Source organism: Neobacillus sp. 204 (genome assembly GCF_046562815.1).
Classification (GTDB): domain Bacteria; phylum Bacillota; class Bacilli; order Bacillales; family Cytobacillaceae; genus Neobacillus.
In genome coordinates this window covers 94,438-115,478 of sequence record NZ_JBJORY010000013.1, presented here as the reverse complement: position 1 = coordinate 115,478, position 21,041 = coordinate 94,438, and the positions used below count along the sequence as shown (strand labels likewise).

At 41.5% G+C, this 21,041-nt stretch carries 22 protein-coding genes and 2 riboswitches; all 22 genes read left to right on the top strand.

The genetic code is table 11. The features are described 5' to 3' along the window. Positions 1–3 precede the first annotated feature (3 nt). On the top strand, positions 4–786 hold the full coding sequence (locus tag ACJ004_RS23580; protein ID WP_410895572.1) for an enoyl-CoA hydratase: 783 nt from the start codon (positions 4–6) through the stop codon (positions 784–786). A gap of 30 nt (positions 787–816) precedes the next feature. Next, positions 817–2,361 (top strand): acyl-CoA carboxylase subunit beta, encoded by a 1,545-nt coding sequence (locus tag ACJ004_RS23575; protein ID WP_410895571.1) that lies wholly within the window; start codon positions 817–819, stop codon positions 2,359–2,361. A gap of 58 nt (positions 2,362–2,419) precedes the next feature. Continuing rightward, positions 2,420–3,121 carry a CoA transferase subunit A gene (locus tag ACJ004_RS23570; RefSeq protein ID WP_410895570.1) on the top strand — a complete coding sequence of 234 codons (702 nt, stop codon included), beginning with the start codon at positions 2,420–2,422 and terminating at the stop codon, positions 3,119–3,121. Positions 3,122–3,229: 108 nt separating this feature from the next. Beyond that, positions 3,230–3,880, top strand: coding sequence for a 3-oxoacid CoA-transferase subunit B (locus ACJ004_RS23565; protein ID WP_410895569.1), 651 nt, complete (start codon positions 3,230–3,232; stop codon positions 3,878–3,880). A 113-nt stretch (positions 3,881–3,993) separates the two neighbouring features. Beyond that, on the top strand, positions 3,994–4,764 hold the full coding sequence (locus tag ACJ004_RS23560; RefSeq protein ID WP_410895568.1) for an electron transfer flavoprotein subunit beta/FixA family protein: 771 nt from the start codon (positions 3,994–3,996) through the stop codon (positions 4,762–4,764). Between the two features lie 14 nt (positions 4,765–4,778). Continuing rightward, a complete protein-coding gene (locus ACJ004_RS23555; protein ID WP_410895567.1) occupies positions 4,779–5,753 on the top strand; it encodes an electron transfer flavoprotein subunit alpha/FixB family protein in 975 nt (324 codons plus the stop codon). Between the two features lie 364 nt (positions 5,754–6,117). Further along, positions 6,118–6,798, top strand: a complete 681-nt coding sequence (gene queC, locus ACJ004_RS23550) for a 7-cyano-7-deazaguanine synthase QueC (protein ID WP_410895566.1) — start codon at positions 6,118–6,120, stop codon at positions 6,796–6,798. A 2-nt stretch (positions 6,799–6,800) separates the two neighbouring features. Then, positions 6,801–7,277, top strand: a complete 477-nt coding sequence (gene queD, locus ACJ004_RS23545) for a 6-carboxytetrahydropterin synthase QueD (protein WP_410895565.1) — start codon at positions 6,801–6,803, stop codon at positions 7,275–7,277. Further along, complete coding sequence (gene queE, locus ACJ004_RS23540; protein WP_410895564.1) at positions 7,274–8,002, top strand: 7-carboxy-7-deazaguanine synthase QueE; 729 nt, start codon at positions 7,274–7,276, stop codon at positions 8,000–8,002. The genes queD and queE overlap by 4 nt, the downstream gene beginning before the upstream one ends. A 124-nt stretch (positions 8,003–8,126) precedes the next feature. Continuing rightward, on the top strand, positions 8,127–8,969 hold the full coding sequence (locus tag ACJ004_RS23535; protein WP_410895563.1) for an aldo/keto reductase: 843 nt from the start codon (positions 8,127–8,129) through the stop codon (positions 8,967–8,969). An 81-nt stretch (positions 8,970–9,050) separates the two neighbouring features. Beyond that, a complete protein-coding gene (locus tag ACJ004_RS23530) occupies positions 9,051–10,046 on the top strand; it encodes a macro domain-containing protein (RefSeq protein WP_410895562.1) in 996 nt (331 codons plus the stop codon). Positions 10,047–10,124: 78 nt separating this feature from the next. Next, entirely contained in the window at positions 10,125–10,775 is a 651-nt protein-coding gene (locus tag ACJ004_RS23525) for a vWA domain-containing protein (RefSeq protein WP_410895561.1), read from the top strand. A gap of 146 nt (positions 10,776–10,921) precedes the next feature. After that, a riboswitch (cobalamin riboswitch) is annotated at positions 10,922–11,116 on the top strand. A 181-nt stretch (positions 11,117–11,297) separates the two neighbouring features. Continuing rightward, positions 11,298–11,485, top strand: a riboswitch (cobalamin riboswitch). 130 nt (positions 11,486–11,615) lie between these two features. Further along, on the top strand, positions 11,616–11,999 hold the full coding sequence (locus tag ACJ004_RS23520) for a (2Fe-2S) ferredoxin domain-containing protein (protein WP_410895560.1): 384 nt from the start codon (positions 11,616–11,618) through the stop codon (positions 11,997–11,999). A 45-nt stretch (positions 12,000–12,044) separates the two neighbouring features. Then, complete coding sequence (cobJ, locus tag ACJ004_RS23515) at positions 12,045–13,670, top strand: precorrin-3B C(17)-methyltransferase (RefSeq protein WP_410895559.1); 1,626 nt, start codon at positions 12,045–12,047, stop codon at positions 13,668–13,670. 63 nt (positions 13,671–13,733) lie between these two features. Continuing rightward, positions 13,734–14,678, top strand: coding sequence for a sirohydrochlorin chelatase (locus ACJ004_RS23510; RefSeq protein ID WP_410895558.1), 945 nt, complete (start codon positions 13,734–13,736; stop codon positions 14,676–14,678). Beyond that, positions 14,675–15,475 (top strand): precorrin-6A reductase, encoded by an 801-nt coding sequence (gene cobK / locus ACJ004_RS23505; protein ID WP_410895557.1) that lies wholly within the window; start codon positions 14,675–14,677, stop codon positions 15,473–15,475. Before ACJ004_RS23510 ends, cobK begins: the two co-directional genes overlap by 4 nt. A 12-nt stretch (positions 15,476–15,487) precedes the next feature. Next, positions 15,488–16,135, top strand: a complete 648-nt coding sequence (locus tag ACJ004_RS23500; RefSeq protein WP_410895556.1) for a precorrin-8X methylmutase — start codon at positions 15,488–15,490, stop codon at positions 16,133–16,135. Positions 16,136–16,138: 3 nt separating this feature from the next. Next, positions 16,139–17,242, top strand: coding sequence for a cobalt-precorrin-5B (C(1))-methyltransferase (locus tag ACJ004_RS23495; protein ID WP_410895555.1), 1,104 nt, complete (start codon positions 16,139–16,141; stop codon positions 17,240–17,242). A 1-nt stretch (position 17,243) separates the two neighbouring features. Then, positions 17,244–18,434, top strand: a complete 1,191-nt coding sequence (gene cbiE, locus ACJ004_RS23490) for a precorrin-6y C5,15-methyltransferase (decarboxylating) subunit CbiE (RefSeq protein WP_410895629.1) — start codon at positions 17,244–17,246, stop codon at positions 18,432–18,434. 2 nt (positions 18,435–18,436) lie between these two features. Beyond that, positions 18,437–19,138, top strand: coding sequence for a precorrin-2 C(20)-methyltransferase (cobI, locus tag ACJ004_RS23485; protein ID WP_410895554.1), 702 nt, complete (start codon positions 18,437–18,439; stop codon positions 19,136–19,138). Continuing rightward, a complete protein-coding gene (cobM, locus tag ACJ004_RS23480; RefSeq protein WP_410895553.1) occupies positions 19,135–19,908 on the top strand; it encodes a precorrin-4 C(11)-methyltransferase in 774 nt (257 codons plus the stop codon). The genes cobI and cobM overlap by 4 nt, the downstream gene beginning before the upstream one ends. Continuing rightward, positions 19,908–21,029: a cobalt-precorrin 5A hydrolase gene (locus ACJ004_RS23475; protein WP_410895552.1), complete on the top strand. Its 1,122-nt coding sequence runs from the start codon at positions 19,908–19,910 to the stop codon at positions 21,027–21,029. The genes cobM and ACJ004_RS23475 overlap by 1 nt, the downstream gene beginning before the upstream one ends. Positions 21,030–21,041 lie beyond the last annotated feature (12 nt).

Sequence of the window (21,041 nt, the reverse complement as noted above, 5' to 3'; positions counted from 1 at the left end):
ATCATGAGTAAAACCATATTAGTTAATAAGTTGGAAAACGGAATCGTGATGATTACTTTAAATAGGCTGGAAGCTGCTAATGCTTTATCTGTGGAGATGTTAGAGGGTCTCCGCGACGCAATACTTACATGTAAATATGATCAATCAGTCCGCTGCATAGTAATAACAGGGGCCGGCGAGAAAGCTTTTTGTGCGGGAGCTGATTTAAAAGAACGAGCTGGAATGGATCCGGTTCAAGTGAGGAAGACTGTTTCATTGATCCGCGATAATATCAACTCTTTAGAATCATTAACCCAACCGGTTATAGCAGCTGTAAACGGCGTAGCTTTTGGCGGGGGAACTGAACTGGCGCTTGCTTGTGATATCCGCATTGCTTCTGAAACTGCAATGCTTGGCCTGACGGAAACTTCACTGGGAATTATTCCTGGCGCAGGTGGAACACAGCGTTTACCAAGATTAGTAGGAAAGGGACGTGCCAAAGAGCTGATTTTCACTGCTAGACGTGTTAATGCAAAAGAAGCCCTTGAGATCGGCTTAGTGGAGTATACGGTCCCTGTTGCAAGCTTAATTGATAAAGCATTAGAAATTGCAGGACAAATTGTTCGGAATGGTCCGATTGCCGTCGCACAAGCAAAGTTCGCAATCGATAAAGGCTATGATGTTGATATAAACACCGGTCTTGCTATTGAGCAAAATGCCTATGAAGTGACGATCCCAACAAAAGATCGTTTAGAAGGATTACATGCTTTTAAGGAGAAACGCACCCCTATCTACCTTGGAGAATAAGAAAACTAGATTAATAGAGGAGGAAAAATAATGACAGTAGATATGAAACCTCTACAACAAACACTGCAGAATAGAGTCGAACAAATTAAAAAGGGCGGAGCTCCAAAATATCATGAAAAAAACCAAGAGCAGGGAAAAATGTTCGTCCGCGAACGTTTATCATTATTATTTGATCCTGGCTTTCAACTGGAGGATGCTCTATTTGCGAACTGTATGGCGGGGGATCTTCCTGCAGACGGTGTTGTGACAGGGATGGGCAAGATTAATGGCCAGCTAGTCTGTGTAATGGCCAACGATTCAACCATCAAGGCGGGTTCTTGGGGAGCTCGGACGGTTGAGAAAATAATTCGAATCCAAGAAACAGCTGAAAAACTTCGAGTGCCATTAATATACCTGGTAGATTCAGCTGGAGCGCGGATAACGGATCAGGTGGAAATGTTCCCGGGACGTCGTGGTGCAGGAAGAATCTTTTACAATCAGGTGAAACTTTCAGGTAAAGTTCCTCAGATCTGTATTCTATTTGGACCATCTGCTGCTGGCGGAGCCTATATTCCAGCTTTTTGTGACATTGTCATTATGGTTGATAAAAATGCATCGATGTACCTGGGATCACCGAGAATGGCCGAAATGGTTATTGGTGAAAAAGTAACCTTGGAGGAAATGGGCGGCGCTCGGATGCACTGTTCTGTTTCAGGCTGCGGTGATGTTCTTGCGAAAAATGAAGAAGAAGCTCTTTCAATGGCTAGAAACTATCTTTCATATTTCCCTGCTAATTTTTCAGAGAAACCGCCAGTTCGTGAGGCTGTGGCTCCTAAACAATTGAAGAAACCATTAGAGGAGCTGATTCCGGATAATCAGAATTCACCATTTAATATGCATGATTTAATAAATGGGATTATTGATGAAGGCTCTTTCTTTGAAATCAAAAAACTTTTTGCTGGCGAACTTATTACAGGACTTGCCCGCATTGATGGGAAACCTGTAGGAATCATTGCTAATCAGCCGCGTGTTAAGGGCGGGGTATTATTCCATGATTCAGCAGATAAGGCCGCAAAATTTATTAATCTTTGTGATGCCTACCATATTCCACTTTTGTTTCTAGTTGATGTGCCTGGATTTATGATAGGTACAAAGGTAGAACGGGCAGGAATCATTCGCCATGGTGCGAAAATGATTTCAGCGATGTCTGAAGCAAGTGTTCCAAAAATCTCTGTCATCGTACGTAAAGCATTTGGCGCTGGTCTTTATGCAATGTGTGGCCCTGCATTTGAACCGGATGCTTGTCTTGCATTGCCTTCTGCACAAATTGCTGTAATGGGACCAGAAGCAGCAGTTAATGCAGTTTATGCTAATAAAATTGCTGCGCTGCCTGAAGAGGAGCGTACCGCATTCATAGAACAAAAACGTGAGGAATATAAAGAGGACATTGATATTTACCGTTTAGCTTCCGAAATGGTGATCGACGGTATTATTCCAGCAAACTCATTACGCGCGGAGCTTGTAAATCGTTTTGAGGCATATTCTTCAAAATATTTTATTTTCTCAGAACGAAAACACTCTGTATATCCGGTCTAATTTATTAACAATCAATTTCAAATGTAAGAGACTTAATCTTAATAAGGAGGCGAATCCTGTGAAGAATGGAAAAATTGTAAACTCCTTCGGGGAAGCAATACAAGATATTTCAAATGGCGATACTATCATCGTCGGTGGTTTCGGACTATGCGGAATTCCAGAAAAAGCAATTCTTGCCTTAAGAGATCAAGGAACAAAGGATTTAACAATAGTTAGTAATAACTGTGGCGTTGATGATTGGGGGCTCGGTCTGCTGCTTGCAAATAAGCAAATTAAGAAAATGGTTTCATCCTATGTCGGTGAAAATAAAATTTTTGAGAAGCAGTTTCTAAACGGTGAGCTTGAGGTAGAACTAGTCCCTCAAGGAACGCTCGCTGAACGAATTCGTGCTGGCGGAGCCGGAATACCTGGTTTTTATACGGCTACAGGGGTGGGAACTCCGATTGCTGAAGGAAAAGAGCACAAGGAATTTAACGGAAGAACTTATTTATTAGAAGAGGGAATTGTCGGCGATTTCGCTCTCGTGAAAGCCTGGAAGGCCGATCCGCTTGGAAACCTTGTTTTCAAAAAAACATCACGTAACTTTAATCCATTGGCTGCAATGGCTGGAAAAATTACGATTGCAGAAGTCGAGGAAATCGTTGGGATAGGAGATTTAGAACCGGATGAAATCCATACGCCAGGAATCTATGTTCAACGTGTTCTGCTCGGAACAAACTATGAAAAGCGGATTGAAAGACGTACAGTTGTACATGCCTAAATAGTTGGTCAGAAGTTCATTCTATTGGACAAGCTTTTACCATTTAATAGATAAAAATGAGTGATGGGCGGTTTTTTTTAAAAGTAAAAGAGACAAGGAGTGAGTAGAATGAAGGATGCGCGATTAACCATTGTAAAACGTGCGGTTCAAGAAATTCAGGATGGAATGAACGTAAATTTAGGGATTGGTATTCCAACCCTTATTGCCAATGAAATTCCAAGCGAATACAACGTTTTGCTTCAATCAGAAAATGGCTTATTGGGCATTGGTCCTTTTCCGGTTGAAGGTACAGAAGACCCCGATCTAATAAATGCGGGAAAAGAAACGGTAACTGCTGTACCTGGTGCTTCTTTTTTCGACAGTGCTGAATCATTTGCAATGATTCGCGGCGGTCATATCGACCTTGCCATCTTAGGAGGAATGGAAGTTTCTCAAACAGGAGATTTGGCTAATTGGATGATTCCAGGGAAGATGATCAAAGGAATGGGCGGCGCCATGGACCTAGTAAACGGCGCAAAACGTGTCGTTGTCATTATGGAACATGTGAATAAGCACGGAGAATCGAAGGTCAAAAAAGAGTGTACACTTCCCCTAACTGGAAAAGAAGTGGTGCACCGTTTGATTACTGATTTGGCTGTATTTGATTTCACTCCGGAAGGAATGGTTCTCATGGAAACTCAGGACGGAGTATCGGTTGAGGAAGTTATTGAAAAAACGGAGGCTTCATTTAAAATTGGTGTCAAATTACCAGTTAAGTAAGGGATTGGACTGGTCCTGAGTTTACGAAGGAATAAATCAAATTCAGGCGTGTCGTTAGTGCAAAAGATATTTTAGGAGACTACTTTGATTGGAATAAATGAGGAGGAAGATAAATGAATATTTATATTATCATGAAGCGCACTTTTGATACAGAAGAAAAAATTTCTATTAAAGGCGGAAAAGTACATAAAGATGATGCGGAATTTATTATTAATCCCTATGATGAATATGCAATTGAAGAAGCACTCAAATTACGTGAAGAGCATGGCGGGGAAGTAACAGTTGTAACAATTGGTGAGGCAGAAGCAGAAAAAGAACTTCGAACTGCTCTTGCCATGGGTGCAGATAAAGCGGTTCTAATTGATAATGAGGAAATTGAAGAGGTAGATCCATTCACTACGGCAACCATATTAGCCAGTTTCCTTAAAGACAAAGATGCAGACATTATTTTAGCAGGAAATCTATCTGTAGATGGCAGTTCTGGACAGGTCGGCCCAAGACTTGCAGAAGAACTTGGAATTGCTGTTGTTACAGCCATAACAAAGCTAACCATTAACGATGATAAAGCAACTATTGAACGCGATGTCGAAGGGGATATCGAAATTGTTGAAGCGCAGCTTCCGCTCCTTGTAACTTGCCAGCAAGGTTTAAATGAACCTCGCTATCCTTCTTTACCTGGAATCATGAAGGCCAAGAAAAAGCCTCTCGATACATTAGATTTAGATGATTTAGACTTAGATGAAGAGGATGTTGAAGCAAAATCTAAAACTATTGAGATTTTCTTGCCATCAAGTAAAGGGGCAGGGAAGATTCTTGATGGAGATCTGAAACAGCAAGCTCAAGAACTTATTTCTTTATTAAAAACAGAAGCAAAGGTAATTTAAGGAGGGGAAACAACATGGCAAAAAAAGTTATGGTTTTTGGTGAGGTACGTGAAGGTGAAATGCGAAATGTTTCCTTTGAAGCCATTGCTGCAGCAAAGCAGATTTCAGATGGTGGAGAAGTTTGCGGATTACTGCTAGGAAATGATGTAAACAACCTAGCAAATGCTATGATTCAATATGGCGCAGACCGTGTTATAATCGCTCAACATATTGATTTAGAGTCCTATACATCAGATGCATATTCACAGGCCATAATGCAAGTCATAGAGGCAGAAAATCCTCAAGGTTTTATATTAGGGCATACTTCTATCGGAAAAGACATTTCACCAAGAATTGCTGCAAAGTTAAAGTCAGGATTAATTTCTGACGCAATCAGTCTTGAAGTAAATGGAGATCAGGTTATATTTACTCGTCCAATATATTCTGGAAAAGCTTTTGAGAAGAAAGTGATTGCCGATGGAATGGTTTTTGCAACGATTCGTCCAAATAATATTCCATCACTTGAAAAGGATGAATCACGTTTTGGAGAAGTCAATTCAGTTAATGTTGAGGTAAAAGATTTACGAACCATAGTTAAAGATGTTGTTCGTAAAGCAACGAGCGGGGTTGATCTTTCAGAAGCAAAAATTATTGTTTCCGGAGGACGAGGAGTAAAGAGTAAAGACGGATTTAAGCCCTTGCAAGAGTTGGCAGAATTGTTAGGTGGCGCAGTTGGGGCATCTCGTGGTGCATGTGATGCGGACTATTGTGATTATTCACTTCAAATTGGTCAAACAGGTAAAGTGGTGACACCTGACCTTTATATTGCTTGTGGAATATCAGGTGCTATTCAACACATAGCAGGTATGTCTAATGCGAAAGTGATTGTAGCTATTAACAAAGATCCAGAAGCAAATATTTTCAGCATCGCTGATTATGGAATAGTGGGAGACTTATTTGAAGTTGTACCATTATTAATAGAAGAATTTAAGAGTGTAGCTGTTTACTAGATATAAAGAATTCGAATCCCTTTTAACACTTTAACGTCAATGTAGATGAGAAATATACATTGTGACCGTGGAAAACATATTTAATAAAAAAGTATGCTTTTAAATCATAAAGCATACTTTTTTAAGGTTTTTGATCGATCCTCCCCAGCTGAGCCCAGAATTTGCTGCTGCGATAATTCTGAAAACACATAAACTCAAAAATTGTCGACAAAAAGGTGGAAAGTTTGTAAAATTAGTTTATAATTATATAGTCATAGAAAAAATAATATATAATCGCAATAAATGCGAAAGAGGTTCTAGCCCCCCTCATTAAAAAAACTAAGATGAAGCAGTACTTCTATCTTGGAGTGCTGTTTTTTCTATTTTGAAAGGAAGTATCAGAAACAAAATGTTGAAAAATGAGAAGGCAATTGTTGTATTTAGTGGTGGACAAGACAGCACCACTTGTTTATTTTGGGCATTAAAGCAATTTAAAGAAGTAGAAGCAGTGACGTTTGATTACAATCAAAGGCATAGTTTAGAAATTGAATGTGCCAAAAATATAGCGAATGAACTTGGTGTGAAACACCATATTTTAGATATGTCATTACTTAATCAACTTGCACCTAATGCGTTAACACGTTCAGATATTGCCGTGACTGAAGGCGGCGAAGGTGAACTTCCGTCGACATTTGTCCCAGGTCGTAACCTGTTATTCCTAACGTTTGCAGGTGTGTTAGCGCGTCAGGTTGGTGCGAAGCATTTAGTCACAGGGGTTTGTGAAACAGATTTCAGCGGCTACCCAGATTGTCGAGATATTTTTATCAAATCCCTTAATGTTACCTTGAACCTATCCATGGATGATAATTTTGTCATTCATACCCCATTAATGTGGATCAACAAAGCGGAAACATGGGCTTTAGCGGATGAATTAGGCGAATTGAATTTTGTTCGTGAAAAAACATTAACTTGCTACAATGGTGTGATTGCCGATGGGTGTGGCGAATGCCCAGCCTGCGTCTTAAGAAAAAGAGGGCTTGATGACTTTTTAAACGGGAGGTATTAACGATGGGTTTTCGAATCGTCGATAAACTTCAGAAAATAAATGAGGACATTCATCCTCATCAATTAAAATATCATCAGAAACGTGTCCTTGTGAGTAAAGAATTTACCTTCGATGCTTCGCACCACTTGCATTGCTATGAAGGGAAATGCAAGAATTTACACGGCCATACGTACCGAGTTATTTTTGGAATCAGTGGTTTTGTTGATGAGCGCGGCTTAATGATCGATTTTGGTGATATTAAAGAGATTTGGAAAAACGAAATCGAAATATTCCTCGATCATCAGTACTTGAATGAAACCCTGCCATCGATGAATACCACAGCGGAAAACATGGTTGTCTGGATTTATGAAAAAATGAAAGAAGCATTAACAACAGAAGATCGTAAGAACCAATATTCTGGAGCAAGAGTGGAATTTGTCCGTCTTTTCGAAACTCCTACAAGCTACGCAGAAGCAAGAAGGGAGTGGATGGAAGAATGAGTAAGATCCCCGTATTAGAAATTTTTGGCCCAACCATCCAAGGTGAAGGGATGGTCATTGGTCAAAAGACGATGTTTGTTCGGACGGCCGGCTGTGATTATTCATGCAGCTGGTGTGATTCGGCTTTTACATGGGATGGCAGTGCCAAAGATGATATTCAGTTAATGACAGCGGAAGAAATTTGGGCTGAATTAAAAAGAATCGGCGGCGATAATTTCTCCTTTGTTACGATCTCAGGAGGAAATCCAGCGCTGCTGAAAAATCTAGATGTGTTTATTGATTTATTAAAAGAAAAAGAGATTAAAATTGGCATCGAAACACAAGGCAGTAAATGGCAAGACTGGTTCATCAACATCGATGAACTAACCATTTCACCAAAGCCGCCAAGCTCAACTATGGTTACGAATTTTGAAATCTTAGATTCTATTTTTCAAAATTTAAACGACCATGATTTTAAACATCAAGTAAGTTTAAAAGTGGTGATCTTTGATGAAGCTGATCTGGAGTACGCCAAAAAGGTGCATAAGCGATATGCAGACATTCCTTTTTATCTTCAGGTTGGTAATGATGATATCACCAATGTCAATAATAGTGAACTGATTCAGAAACTTCTGTTGAAATATGAGTGGTTAGTCAATAGTGTCGTTGCCGACCACGAATTAAATGATGTAAAAGTTTTACCACAATTACATGCTCTGCTTTGGGGAAATAAGCGCGGGGTGTAAGGATAAAAGCACTTACCGGGAGAATCAGCGTCCATGGTAAGTGTTTTTTACTATCGTTTTCTTTCCATGAAATCTATGGATAATTATGCTAATCTAAAGATATTACGGAGAGGAGTGATTCGTTATGAGCAAAGCCATTCCAGAGATTGCACTAAATGATGGACTTACATTACCGGTAATCGGACTGGGTACTTATAAGCTGAAAGGAAATGAAGGTGTCCATTCGATCCTAAGTGCCATTGATAGAGGTTATAGACTAATAGATACTGCTTATAACTATGAAAATGAAGGAACGGTTGGAGAAGCGGTTCGACGCAGTTCTGTTCCAAGAGAAGAATTAAGAATTACCTCCAAATTACCGGGGCGCTATCAATCGTATGTCACAGCCGTTACTACGATTGAAGAATCCTTATATCGTGCAAATCTAGATTATTATGATTTGTATCTGATTCATTGGCCTAACCCAAAACAAAATCTATATGTGGATGCGTGGCAAGCATTAATTGACGCGAAAAAGAAAGGGCTTATTCGTTCGATTGGTGTATGTAATTTCTTACCTGAACATATGGAGCGGTTAGAAAAGGAAACAGGCATGAAGCCAAGTGTAAACCAAATTGAATTACATCCCTTTTTCAATCAAGCTGAGCAAAGAAAATGGCATGAAGAACATGAGATTAAGACCCAATCTTGGAGTCCATTAGCACGAGCAAATGAGGTTTTACATAATGACACACTTCAAATGATAGCCGACCATTACAACAAGTCTATATCACAAGTTATTTTACGCTGGCATTATCAATTGGGGGCCATTTCAATTCCTAAATCTTCATCTCCATTAAGGCAGCTAGAAAATATTTCAATCTTTGACTTCACATTAGATGAAACAGAAATGAGCTTGATTTCAGGTTTAACTCGTAATGACGGAAGGATTAATAATCAAGACCCTGCTGTATACGAAGAATTTTAAACTATACTTGTTAGATTAATAGGCAAAAAACTAATGATTCAAGTAGCGAAAAAAAGATTATGTTGGGATGGGGAAGGTAGTATGCCATTAGAAATTGTTCGTCATGATATTACAAAGATGAAGGTGGATGTAATTGTGAATGCTGCGAATACAGCATTGAAAATGGGGAGGGGCGTATGTGGGGCGATATTTCGTGCGGCGGGTGACAGTGAGCTGCAAGAAGCATGTGATCAAATCGGTGGATGCAAGGTAGGAGAAGCCGTTCTTACCGATGGGTTTAAGTTGGATGCAAAATATATCATTCATACCCCCGGACCTGTTTGGCAGGGTGGTTCACATCAGGAAGCAAATCTATTAAAAGCTTCATATTATAATTCTTTAGAGCTAGCAAACAATCATCAATGTGAATCGATTGCATTTCCCTTAATTTCAACTGGCATCTATGGCTATCCAAAAGAAGAAGCATTACATATTGCCATTTCCACCATCAGTTCCTTTTTATTGAATCATGACATGCATGTTTATTTAGTTGTTTTTGACAAAAAATCATTCGGTTTAAGTACGAAGTTATTTTCCACCATCCATCAATATATTGACGAACACTATGTAGAGGAAGTAGAAAGTACTTTTAATCGCAGGACAGGAGAAGAACAATATGTCATGCGAGAAGTCGAAATTCTCAAGCAGGATATCTATGAAGAAGTAAACCATTCTTTAGTGAACCTGTTAGACCAGCTCGATGAATCTTTTTCCGAGCAGATGCTTCGTTTAATTGATGAAAAAGGAATGACTGATGTTGAGACGTATAAACGGGCGAATATCGACCGGCGATTATTCTCAAAAATTCGGAATGCTGTCGATTATACGCCAACGAAGAAAACCGCGATTGCCTTTGCGATTGCTTTAAGATTGAACTTAGAGGAAACGGATGAGCTGCTAACTACGGCCGGTTATACCTTGTCGCGGAGTAGTAAATTTGATGTCATTATTGAGTTTTTCATTCAACAAGACAACCACAATATACATGAAATCAATGAGGCTTTATTTGCGTTTGATCAACCATTACTCGGTGCTTAAAATGTCGCTTTCGAAGCGACCTTTTTTTATCTAATTATTGTTATCCTAAGTTCATCAAAGAAACGGAGGATGACAATTATGAAAAAGAATGTAACAGAATTAGTATTTATTTTAGATAAAAGTGGGTCAATGGCAGGGCTTGAAGCAGATACAATCGGTGGTTTCAATGCGATGCTGAAGAAACAACAAAAAGCGGAAGGAGAAGCCTTTGTTACGACTGCATTATTCGATCACCGGTACGAATTATTACACGATCGAATCAATGTAAGAGGTATTTCATCTATGACCGACAAAGAGTATGAAGTAGGCGGCACCACTGCGCTATTAGATGCCATTGGTTTTACTATTCAAAAAATGATTAATGTCCAAAAGAGAACTAGTGAAGCGGAACGGGCCGAAAAAGTGTTATTCGTTATCACAACGGATGGGATGGAAAACGCGAGCCGTGAATTCACAACGAACAAAATCAAAAAAATGGTTCAGCTTCAAAAAGAGAAATTTGGGTGGGAATTCATCTTCCTTGGAGCCAATATCGATGCCCTCTCAACGGCTTCACAATTTGGAATCGATGAGGACTTCGCGGTGGAATACCATGCGGACCAGAAAGGAACTCAATTAAATTATGAAGCGGTCAATGAAGTCGTAAGTAATCTTCGAAGCGGCAAAAAGCTTGATCGAAGCTGGAAAGAAGGCATTGAAAAGGATTATAATCGACGTTCGAGGAATTAAATGCCACAGAGCCGGTTCTTATGCTTGAATTAAAAAAGAGAAACAAAAACTTTACCTACCCTCAAAAAAGAGACTTTAAAAAATACTTGATATATTCTATTTGTTAGACTAGTATGATATTATCTTTGAAAAATATAATATGTTTTTGTTAACAAATCAGTTAAGATGCCCTTTGGGCTTAATAGGGAATCTGGTGAAAAGCCAGAACTGTCCCCGCAACTGTAAGTGTGGACGAAATAGGCAAACCACTGTTTCGTATATTAATAGATATACGAATACGGGAAGGGTCTAAAGTAGGAAGATACACAAGTCAGGAGACCTGTCTTAGCTTTTATAGTTTCGATTTCTTCGGGGGTTGAGAAGATGGAACGTTCGCGACAAAAAGTATAGTTTCTTTAACTTGCTTTCCGCTGACGTTTTATCCGTTCAACAACTGTTGAACGGATTTTTTATTTTTACATGATTCTAAATGATTTTTGATTCTCATCGCTTATGTTAGAAGAAACAGACCTTCTATAAAAATTGAATATGATTAGGATAGGTGCGCATAAAGGAAAGAAATGCGCTTAAAAGGGAAGTACGGTTTAATTCCGTCACGGTACCCGCCACTGTATTGGGGAGTTCATTGCAAATGTCACTGGAATTTTTCGGGAAGACGCAATCGAACGATGAACCTTAGTCAGGAGACCTGCCTCTACCTAATGACTTCATTAACCTACGGGACAATAGGTGGAAGTGCTGATAAATACCTCATTTTCTGTCATTTTGTGTGTATTACTCTGCACCCCTATTTTCATAGGGGTGCTTTTTTTCGTAAAAAAAATAAAAGGAGAGTGTTTTATGACAACCTGGAATTTAAAAGGGACGAAACACCATGTATTAATTTGTAACGGCAGCAGCTGTATGAGAAAGGGAGGGGAAGAGGCTACACAAGCGATTCGAAATGAGATTACTAATTTAGATTTGGAGTCAATCATACATACAACAAGAACACGATGTAATGGAAGATGTAAGGATGCCCCTGTTGCTATCGTTTATCCGGAAGGAACTTGGTATAAGAACGTTACGCCGGAGGTGGGAAGTAATATGGTCCGACAGCATCTGATAGGAGGGGCCTGTCTTAAAGACCATGTCATTTATCAATATAGCCACGAAGGATTTATAGCATCAGAAAGAACGGAATGTATCGAAGGGGTTCTAAAGCCTGTTAAAAAGAGTGTCTAGATTAATAGGTTCTTTATTCAATTTCTGGAAGGAGGAGCAAAAAGAGTGCGAGGGAAACTGTTGGTTATTGGCTTTGGCCCAGGAGATGAAAAACATATCACGGAACGGGCAAAAGAAGCCATTCAAGAAAGTGATATCATCATTGGGTACAAAACGTATGTTGATTTAATTCAGGGATTCATAACGGGGAAGCAAATTATTAGCACGGGAATGACAGAAGAAGTGAGCCGGGCCCAAGAGGCTGTTAAACAGGCCGAGCAGGGTAAGAAGGTAGCGGTGATTTCAAGTGGAGATGCCGGTGTTTATGGAATGGCAGGTCTCGTTTACGAAGTGTTAATTGAAAAAGGCTGGAAAAAAGATTCAGGGGTAGAAATCGAGGTTATCCCTGGAATTTCCGCGATTAACTCCTGTGCAGCACTACTCGGAGCGCCAGTCATGCATGATGCATGTACGATTAGTTTAAGTGACCATTTAACACCGTGGAATTTAATCGAGAAAAGAATCGAAGCGGCGGCTCAGGCGGACTTTGTTATTGCTCTTTACAACCCAAAGAGTGGAAGAAGAACAAGACAGATCATGGAAGCGCAAAAAATTCTTTTAAAATATCGGTCTCCCGATACTCCAGTTGGATTGGTAAAGAGTGCGTATCGTGAAAGCCAAAATGTCGTCTTAACCAATTTACAAGACATGCTGGAACATGAAATTGGGATGCTGACGACCGTGTTAATTGGGAATTCTTCTACGTTTTTCTACGATGGCTTAATCATCACCCCGCGCGGTTATCAGCGGAAGTATACATTAAATCAGGCTGTACAGCCGTTAAAACCGCATCAGCGACTGCAAAAGGAAGCCGAACCATGGGCATTGGAGCAAACGGAAGATTTGAAACCTTTGAAAAATAAAACGGTCACTGCCATTTCAGTAAAAGAATCTCCAAGAGAACTGGCAGAGGAAGCCTTACAAATGATCATTGGTGAAAACCAAGGGCTTTCCCAAAATCTAATGGTTAAGCAAGATGTTCAATCCATTTTTGAGATTGCCGTCAGTCCTGGGGTGGTGAATAAAAAATTTACAGCGAAACAGATGATGACTCTTTCCGCAATTATCGGAGAAGAAGGAGTAATGGAATACACACAAGATCACTGTATTAAGCTGCAAATTTTAACCTCCGAGCCTGATGACATTGTGGAAAAATTAGCAGCAGCCAATTTTTTGATTGCTCCGGTTGGGGACGTTTTAACCGTCAAAGCCTGTGATTTTTGTGACGGAGAAAAGAAGGATTCCATTCCCTATGCTGAGGAACTACAGGAAAGGCTTGGAGGAATGGAACTTCCGAAGGAATTAAAACTGGGCGTGAATGGCTGCGGGATGGCCTGCTACGGAGCTGTAAAAGAGGATATTGGCATTGTCTACCGCAAAGGAGCATTTGATTTATTTTTAGGAGCGAAGACAGCCGGAAGAAGTGCCCATCCTGGTCAGATTGTCGCCGAAGGAATAGCTCCTGACCAAATCGTTGGGGTAGTGGAGGGGATTGTTCAAGAATACAAACAGAATGCCTATCCTAATGAACGTTTCTATAAATTTTTTAAACGGGCAAAGCAGGTTCAAGGCTTCGAGCATCAAGATATTACACCGAATATAAAAATTGAAGCGGCGGCATGCGGGGAGTAAAGGAAAGAAGGATAGTTGTCAATCGATAGGTTTGGCAATTACAAACAAAGGGGAGGAAACATTTTGAAAGCTATTTTATTTGTTGGTCATGGGAGTAAGGAACGTGAAGGTAATGAACAAGTCCGTCAGTTCATAGAAGCGATGAGAAGTAAATGGGACGATACAGTACTAGTTCAGACGAGTTTTTTAGAATTTGAAAGACCAACTGTAAATCAAGGAATTGATGTATGTGTCGAGAAGGGGGCCGACCATATTGTTGTCATTCCTATTATGCTTTTGCAAGCAGGTCATTCCAAAATTCATATTCCTGCTGCCATTGATGAGGCAAAGAAGAAATATCCGTTTGTACGGTTAACCTATGGCAGACCGATTGGCGTTCATGAGGAAACATTTGAAATTCTTAAAACGAGATTAACGGATATCGGGGAGAACTTGGATCATCCAGAAGACGATACAGCCGTTCTTTTATTAGGTCGAGGCGGTAGTGACCCGGATGCTAATAGTGATTTATATAAGATTGCAAGATTACTTTGGGAAAAAACAAACTATAAAATTGTAGAACCTGCTTTTATGGGGGTTACCAATCCCCTTGTGAATGAAGGAATAGAGCGCTGTGTAAAGCTTGGGGCAAAGAAAGTGATTATCCTGCCTTACTTTTTGTTCACAGGCATTCTGATTAAACGGTTAGAAAAGATGATGGTTCCCTTTAAACATCAATATTCCACTGTGGACTTTAAATTGGCCGGCTATTTCGGTTATCATCCGAAACTGCAGACGATTTTAATCGATCGAGTGGAAGAAGCGCTTGGTGATGAAGTGAAGATGAACTGTGATACCTGCCAATATCGCCTGAATGTAATGGAGCATGTCCATCATCACCATCACCATGACCATGATCATGAGCACCACGGGCATGACCACCATGACCATGACCATGACCATGACCATGACCATGATCATGACCACCACCATGAACATGTTGGGCAGAAGGCAGGAGATGGAAGATGATTTTAGTATTAGCTGGAACAAGTGATGCACGGGCCCTTGCTTTAGAAATACAGAAGGAGGGCTTCGATCTCCTTGCAACAGTTGTCACCGATAATGCTGCGGGTGAATTAAAGGAGACAGGGATTAACGTACAAGCAGGAAGATTAACGGCTGAAGAAATGGTTGATTTGATTGAAACAAGGGGAATTCAAGCCGTTGTCGATGCAAGTCATCCTTTTGCCGAAGAAGCTTCCAAAAACGCGATGAATGCAGCAGAAACAGTAGGAGTCCCCTATATCCGCTACGAGCGCGAGTCCCAAACCTTCCAATATGAAAAGATGAAAGTGGTCGAAAACTACGAGGAAGCAGCCGATATCGCCGCCGCCAAAAAAGGGGTTGTGATGCTGACGACCGGCAGCAAGACACTTCAGGTATTTACGGAGAAATTATTTGGAAAACCAGACATCCGGTTGATTGCCCGGATGCTTCCACGCGTTGATAATATGGAAAAATGTGAACAGCTAGGGTTTCCACAAAAAAATATTGTCGCTATCCAAGGCCCGTTTTCAAAAGAGTTCGACCAAGCGCTTTATAGGCAATATGGCGTAACCTTAATGGTTACGAAGGAGAGTGGGAAGGTCGGATCTGTTGATGAAAAGGTTGAAGCGGCAAAGGAACTTGGGATTGAGGTCATTATGATTGGACGTCCAAAAATAAATTATGGAACGGTCTACTCTAATTTTTTCGATGTAATCGAGGAATTACATAAAAAGGTTAGTTCCAAATGTACCGCCAGAAACAACATTCATTTTAATTGAGGAGTGAGAGTAATGGATTTTCGTACCGAATTTAAACCGTTAACGGTTCAGCCGGAACAGATTGAAGGAAGAAGTTTTGAAATGATTGATGAAGAAATTGGTGAGCACCCTTTTACCGATGAGCAATATCCGATTGTCCAGCGTATCATACATGCATCTGCTGACTTTGAACTGGGGAAAAGCGTCCTCTTTCATCCTGACGCCATCCAGTCAGGAATCCGGGCGATTCGGAGCGGGAAAAAAGTGGTCGCGGATGTGCAAATGATTCAAAGCGGGGCCAATAAAACACGTATTGAAAAGTACGGCGGAGAAATCAAGGTGTATATTTCCGATCCGGATGTCATGCAGGAAGCAAAACGATTGAATACCACAAGGGCGATCATTTCGATGAGAAAAGCGATAAAAGAAGCGGACGGCGGTATATTTGCGATTGGAAATGCCCCAACAGCCTTACTTGAACTAATCCGACTCATTAAAGAAGGGGAAACCAAACCAGGACTTGTCATCGGGCTGCCAGTTGGGTTTGTTTCAGCAGCTGAATCAAAAGAAGAACTAGCCAAGCTGGATATCCCGTTCATCACCAATATTGGCAGGAAAGGCGGCAGTACCGTGACCGTTGCTGCATTAAATGCCATTTCCATTCTTGCCGACCGGGGATAACACATGCAGGAAGTACCAAAAGGAAAGCTGCGTGAAGGATATACGACAGGGGCCTGCGCAACGGCAGTAACAAAAGCGGCCCTAACGGCCTTAATTACAGGTGAAACGCAAACAGAATCAACTATTTATTTGCCCGTTAAGCGGTTTGCTACCTTTCATATCGACAGCTGTGAAATCACCGAACAAATGGCAACAGCAAGTACGATTAAAGACGCGGGAGATGACCCCGATGCTACTCACAGGGCATTAATCGTTTCAACAGTGTCGTGGCTGGATGAACCAGGTATCGTGCTTGACGGCGGTGTTGGGGTTGGCCGGGTCACAAAGGACGGCTTGCCCGTTTCCGTCGGGGAGGCTGCCATTAACCCTGTTCCACGCAAGATGATCCGTGAGACGGCGGAAGGGGTTTTAAAGGAATTTGGAATGAATAAAGGAATAAAGATTGTGATTTCGGTACCAGACGGCGAAGAAATTGCCAAAAAAACGTTAAACGGACGTTTAGGGATCATTGGAGGAATCTCCATACTAGGGACCCGCGGTATTGTCGTTCCCTTTTCAACAGCAGCCTATAAGGCCAGTATTATTCAGGCCATCAGCGTCGCACGGGCAAGCGGGTGCGAGCATATCGTCATTACGACGGGCGGGCGAAGTGAAAAGTATGCCATCAAGCAATTTCCCGAACTTCCTGAGGAAGCATTTGTAGAGATGGGAGACTTTGTAGGTTTTACCCTTAAACAGTGCAAGAAGCAAGGGATGAAAAGAGTTTCAATGGTCGGAATGATGGGGAAATTCTCAAAGGTCGCGATGGGGATCATGATGGTCCACTCGAAAAGTGCCCCTGTCGATTTCGATTTTTTAGCTGACGTTGCAAGCCGTGCTGGTGCAAATGCTGCCCTTGTTGAGGAAATAAGAAATGCAAATACCGCTTCACAGGTTGGTGACTTGATGGCAGCGCAAGGCTTTCTCTCCTTTTTTGAACAGCTAAGCGATAATTGCTGCCTTGCTGCGCTAAAGGAAGTGGATGGTGGGATTGATGTAGATACAAGCCTTTATACGTTGAAAGGTGAATGTTTAGGAAAGGCGGTGCGACATAGTGGCATCTATTAAAATGATTGGCATTGGGGATGAAGGAAAAGTAAGCCTGCTCCCCATGTATGAAAAGTGGATTAATCATAGTGATGTGTTGATAGGAGGAAGGCGCCAACTCTCCTTTTTTCCGGAATTTGAAGGAGAAAAAATCGTTATTGAGAGCGGCCTATCTTCGCTCGTGGATCGCTTGCAGTCGGAGACGAGAAACGTTGTTATCATAGCATCAGGAGACCCTTTATTTTATGGAATAGGAAGCTACTTATCTACTAAAATCGATCTGGAAATTTTTCCTTACTTAAGCTCTGTCCAGCTTGCCTTTGCCAAAATGAAAGAAAGATGGCAGGACGCTTATTTCACAAGCGTTCACGGCAGGAGTATGAAAGGGTTGGCCCAACGGATTGATGGGAAAGAGAAAATCGCGATTTTAACAGATCTCGAGAATTCACCGAATAAAATTGCTCAGTATCTGCTCTCCTTTGGAATCATCGAGTATCAAGCGTTTGTGGGAGAGAACCTAGGCGGTGAAAATGAACGATTCCGCTGGTTTAGCCTTGAAGAAATGAAGGATGCAGAGTTTTCACCGCTCAATGTTGTGATTCTTAAAAAGATAGCTGAAAATCCAAAGTGGTCCATTGGCATTGATGATCAAGAGTTCTTTCAGCGAAAACCGGATAAAGGTTTGATTACAAAAAAGGAAATTCGAACCTTAAGCATCAGTGCCCTCCGTTTAAAGGAAGACAGTATTGTTTGGGATATTGGGACGTGTACGGGTTCAGTTGCGATTGAGGCTGCTAAAATAGCCCGGGAAGGACAGATCTTTGCGATTGAAAAGAACGAAGGCGACTTGGAAAACTGCAAACAAAATTTAGCCAAGTTCCGTGTCGATGCAACGCTCCTTCATGGGAAAGCCCCGGAGGGATTAGATACATTCCCAGATCCAGATGCTGTTTTTATTGGCGGGACAGCTGGCGGGATGGAGGACATTTTGGATATCTGCTGCAGCCGCTTGAAGGATGGCGGACGAATCGTCTTAAATGCCGTTACAATAGAGAATCTTTCAGAAGCAATGGCTGCATTTAAAGAGCGAGGATTTCAGACGAATATTACACTTGCACAAATTTCAAGAAGTAAGCCGATTTTGAATCTTACCAGATTTGATGCATTAAATCCGATTTACATAATTGAAGCTAGGCGTCAGGAAGGGGAGTAAAGATGTTAGGGACATTATACGGCTTAGGGGTTGGCCCTGGGGATCCGGAGCTAATAACCGTAAAGGCGTTTCGCAAATTAAAGGAATCACCGGTGATTGCGTATCCAAAGAAACAAAAAGGCAGTAAAAGCTATGCCCATCGAATTATTGATGTCTATTTTCAGCCGAACGAAAAGGAAATGCTTGGTCTAGTATTTCCGATGACAAAGGATCCGGCGACATTGGAAAGAAAGTGGACGGAAACCGTAGAAAGTGTATGGGAAAAGCTACAGGAGGGAAAGGATGTTGCCTTTGTAACGGAAGGAGATCCACTTCTCTACAGTACCTTTATTCATATGATGCGCCTGATGCAGGAGAAGTATCCGCAGGTCCCGATTGAAGTCGTCCCGGGAATTTCTTCGATCAATGGAGCAGCTTCAAGGCTGGGGATTCCCTTGGCAGATGGTGATGAGCATGTGGCGATTGTTCCGGCGCGGGATGACTATGAAACCATGAAAAAAGTAATCGAAGAAAATGATTGTGTCATTTTTATCAAAGTCGCAAAAGTAATCGATTTAATACTGGAAGTATTACGTGATTTGGATCTGCTTCACAAGGCCTCGGTCGTCACAAAGGTGACATCGGATGAGGAGATTATTTGGCGGGCTGACGAGCTAGAAGGAGTGGAGCTTGAATACTTAACGTTAATGGTGGTGAGGAAATGAAGCTATATATAATCGGTGCCGGTCCCGGAGATCCGGATTTAATTACGGTAAAAGGCCTTAAACATCTTCAGGAAGCAGACGTCGTCCTTTATGCCGATTCTCTTGTCAATGAAGAATTAATTGCCAAAGCAAAACCGTCTGCGGAAGTGATGAAGACCGCCGGCATGCATTTAGATGAGATGGTTGACATTATGGCTGATCGGATCAAGCAAGGCAAAAAGGTCGTCCGGGTCCATACCGGTGATCCAGCGGTATATGGTGCGATTATGGAACAAATCGTTCTTTTGAAAAAGAAAGACATCGACGTCGAGATTGTTCCCGGTGTTAGTTCTGTGTTTGCAGCAGCTGCTGCCGCACAAGCCGAGCTGACGATTCCCGATTTAACCCAAACCGTTATTTTGACAAGAGCAGAGGGCAGAACACCAGTACCGGAATTTGAAAAGCTAGGGGATTTAGCGAAACATCATTGCACGATTGCACTCTTCTTAAGTGCGACTTTAACGAAAAAGTTGGTCAAGGAATTGACTGAGTCCGGCTGGAGTAAGGACACCCCTGTTGCTGTTGTCTATAAAGCATCGTGGCCGGATCAAAAAATTGTCCGGACTACACTAGAACGTTTGGACGAAGATATGCGGGTGAACGGCATTCGCAAACAAGCGATGATTTTGGCCGGCTGGGCACTCGATGAAAACATCCACGATCAAAATTATCGATCAAAGCTGTATGACAAAACCTTTACGCACGGATTCCGCCGGGGGGTGGATGCTTGATGATCGAGCTTCAGGAAGCACAAAAGGCTGTCATTAAGCAGAAGGGTGACTATGCCGTTGTGGCGATTACAAAACATGGGGTAGAACTGGCCCGAAAACTGGGAAATTCGTTTCAAAATGCAGATGTGTACTATATGAGTAAATTTGAAAAAGGGGATGAAGAGGCGAAGGACATTCAGCTATTCACTGGCAGTGTCCGCCTCCTTCTGCCTTCTCTTTTCGAAGCTTACAAGGGATTGATTATTATTATTTCCCTTGGAGCTGTGGTCCGAATGATTGCTCCTCTGCTAAAGGATAAAAAAACAGATCCCGCTGTCGTTGTCATTGACGATAAGGGAGAACATGTGATCAGCGTATTGTCAGGACATATCGGGGGTGCCAACGAACTAACGAAAGAAGTAGCAGCCGCTCTAAAGGCACGTCCCATTATTACGACAGCTTCGGATGTGCAGGGAACGATTCCCGTTGATTTGTTCGGGAAACGGTTTGGCTGGGTATGGGATTCCGCAGAAAAGCTGACCCCTGTGAGCGCTGCTGTCGTGAATGAGGAAAAGATTGCAGTTGTACAAGAGTCAGGAGAAAAAGAATGGTGGCATTATGGACCCTCCATTCCAGAAAATATTAAATTATATCATTCTGTTGCAGAAGCACTTAAAGAGAAACCGGACGCTGCTCTGGTTATTACGCATCGGAATTTATCCGAAGAGGAGAATTTGATTTTACATAATGGGGTGCTATATCGGCCGAAGGTGATTGTCCTTGGGATGGGCTGCAACCGTGGGACCTCTTCAGAGGAAATTGAAGCAGTGATCAACGAAACGCTGGAGGAATTAAATTTTTCTAAAAAAAGTGTCAAAGCTCTTTGTACGATTGATTTAAAAAAGGATGAAGCTGGATTGATTGAAGTAGTGAATAAAAACCACTGGGAGTTTATCTATTTTACACCAAATGAATTAAATTCCATAAAAATTCACGATCCTTCAGAAACGGTTTTTAAATTTACTGGTGCTTACGGCGTCAGTGAGCCGGCTGCATTGCTGTACAGCGGAGCGGAAAAATTAGCGTTAACGAAAAAGAAATCAGGTAATGTGACCATTTCAGTAGCGGTCATTCCCTATTAACCGAGGAGGGGA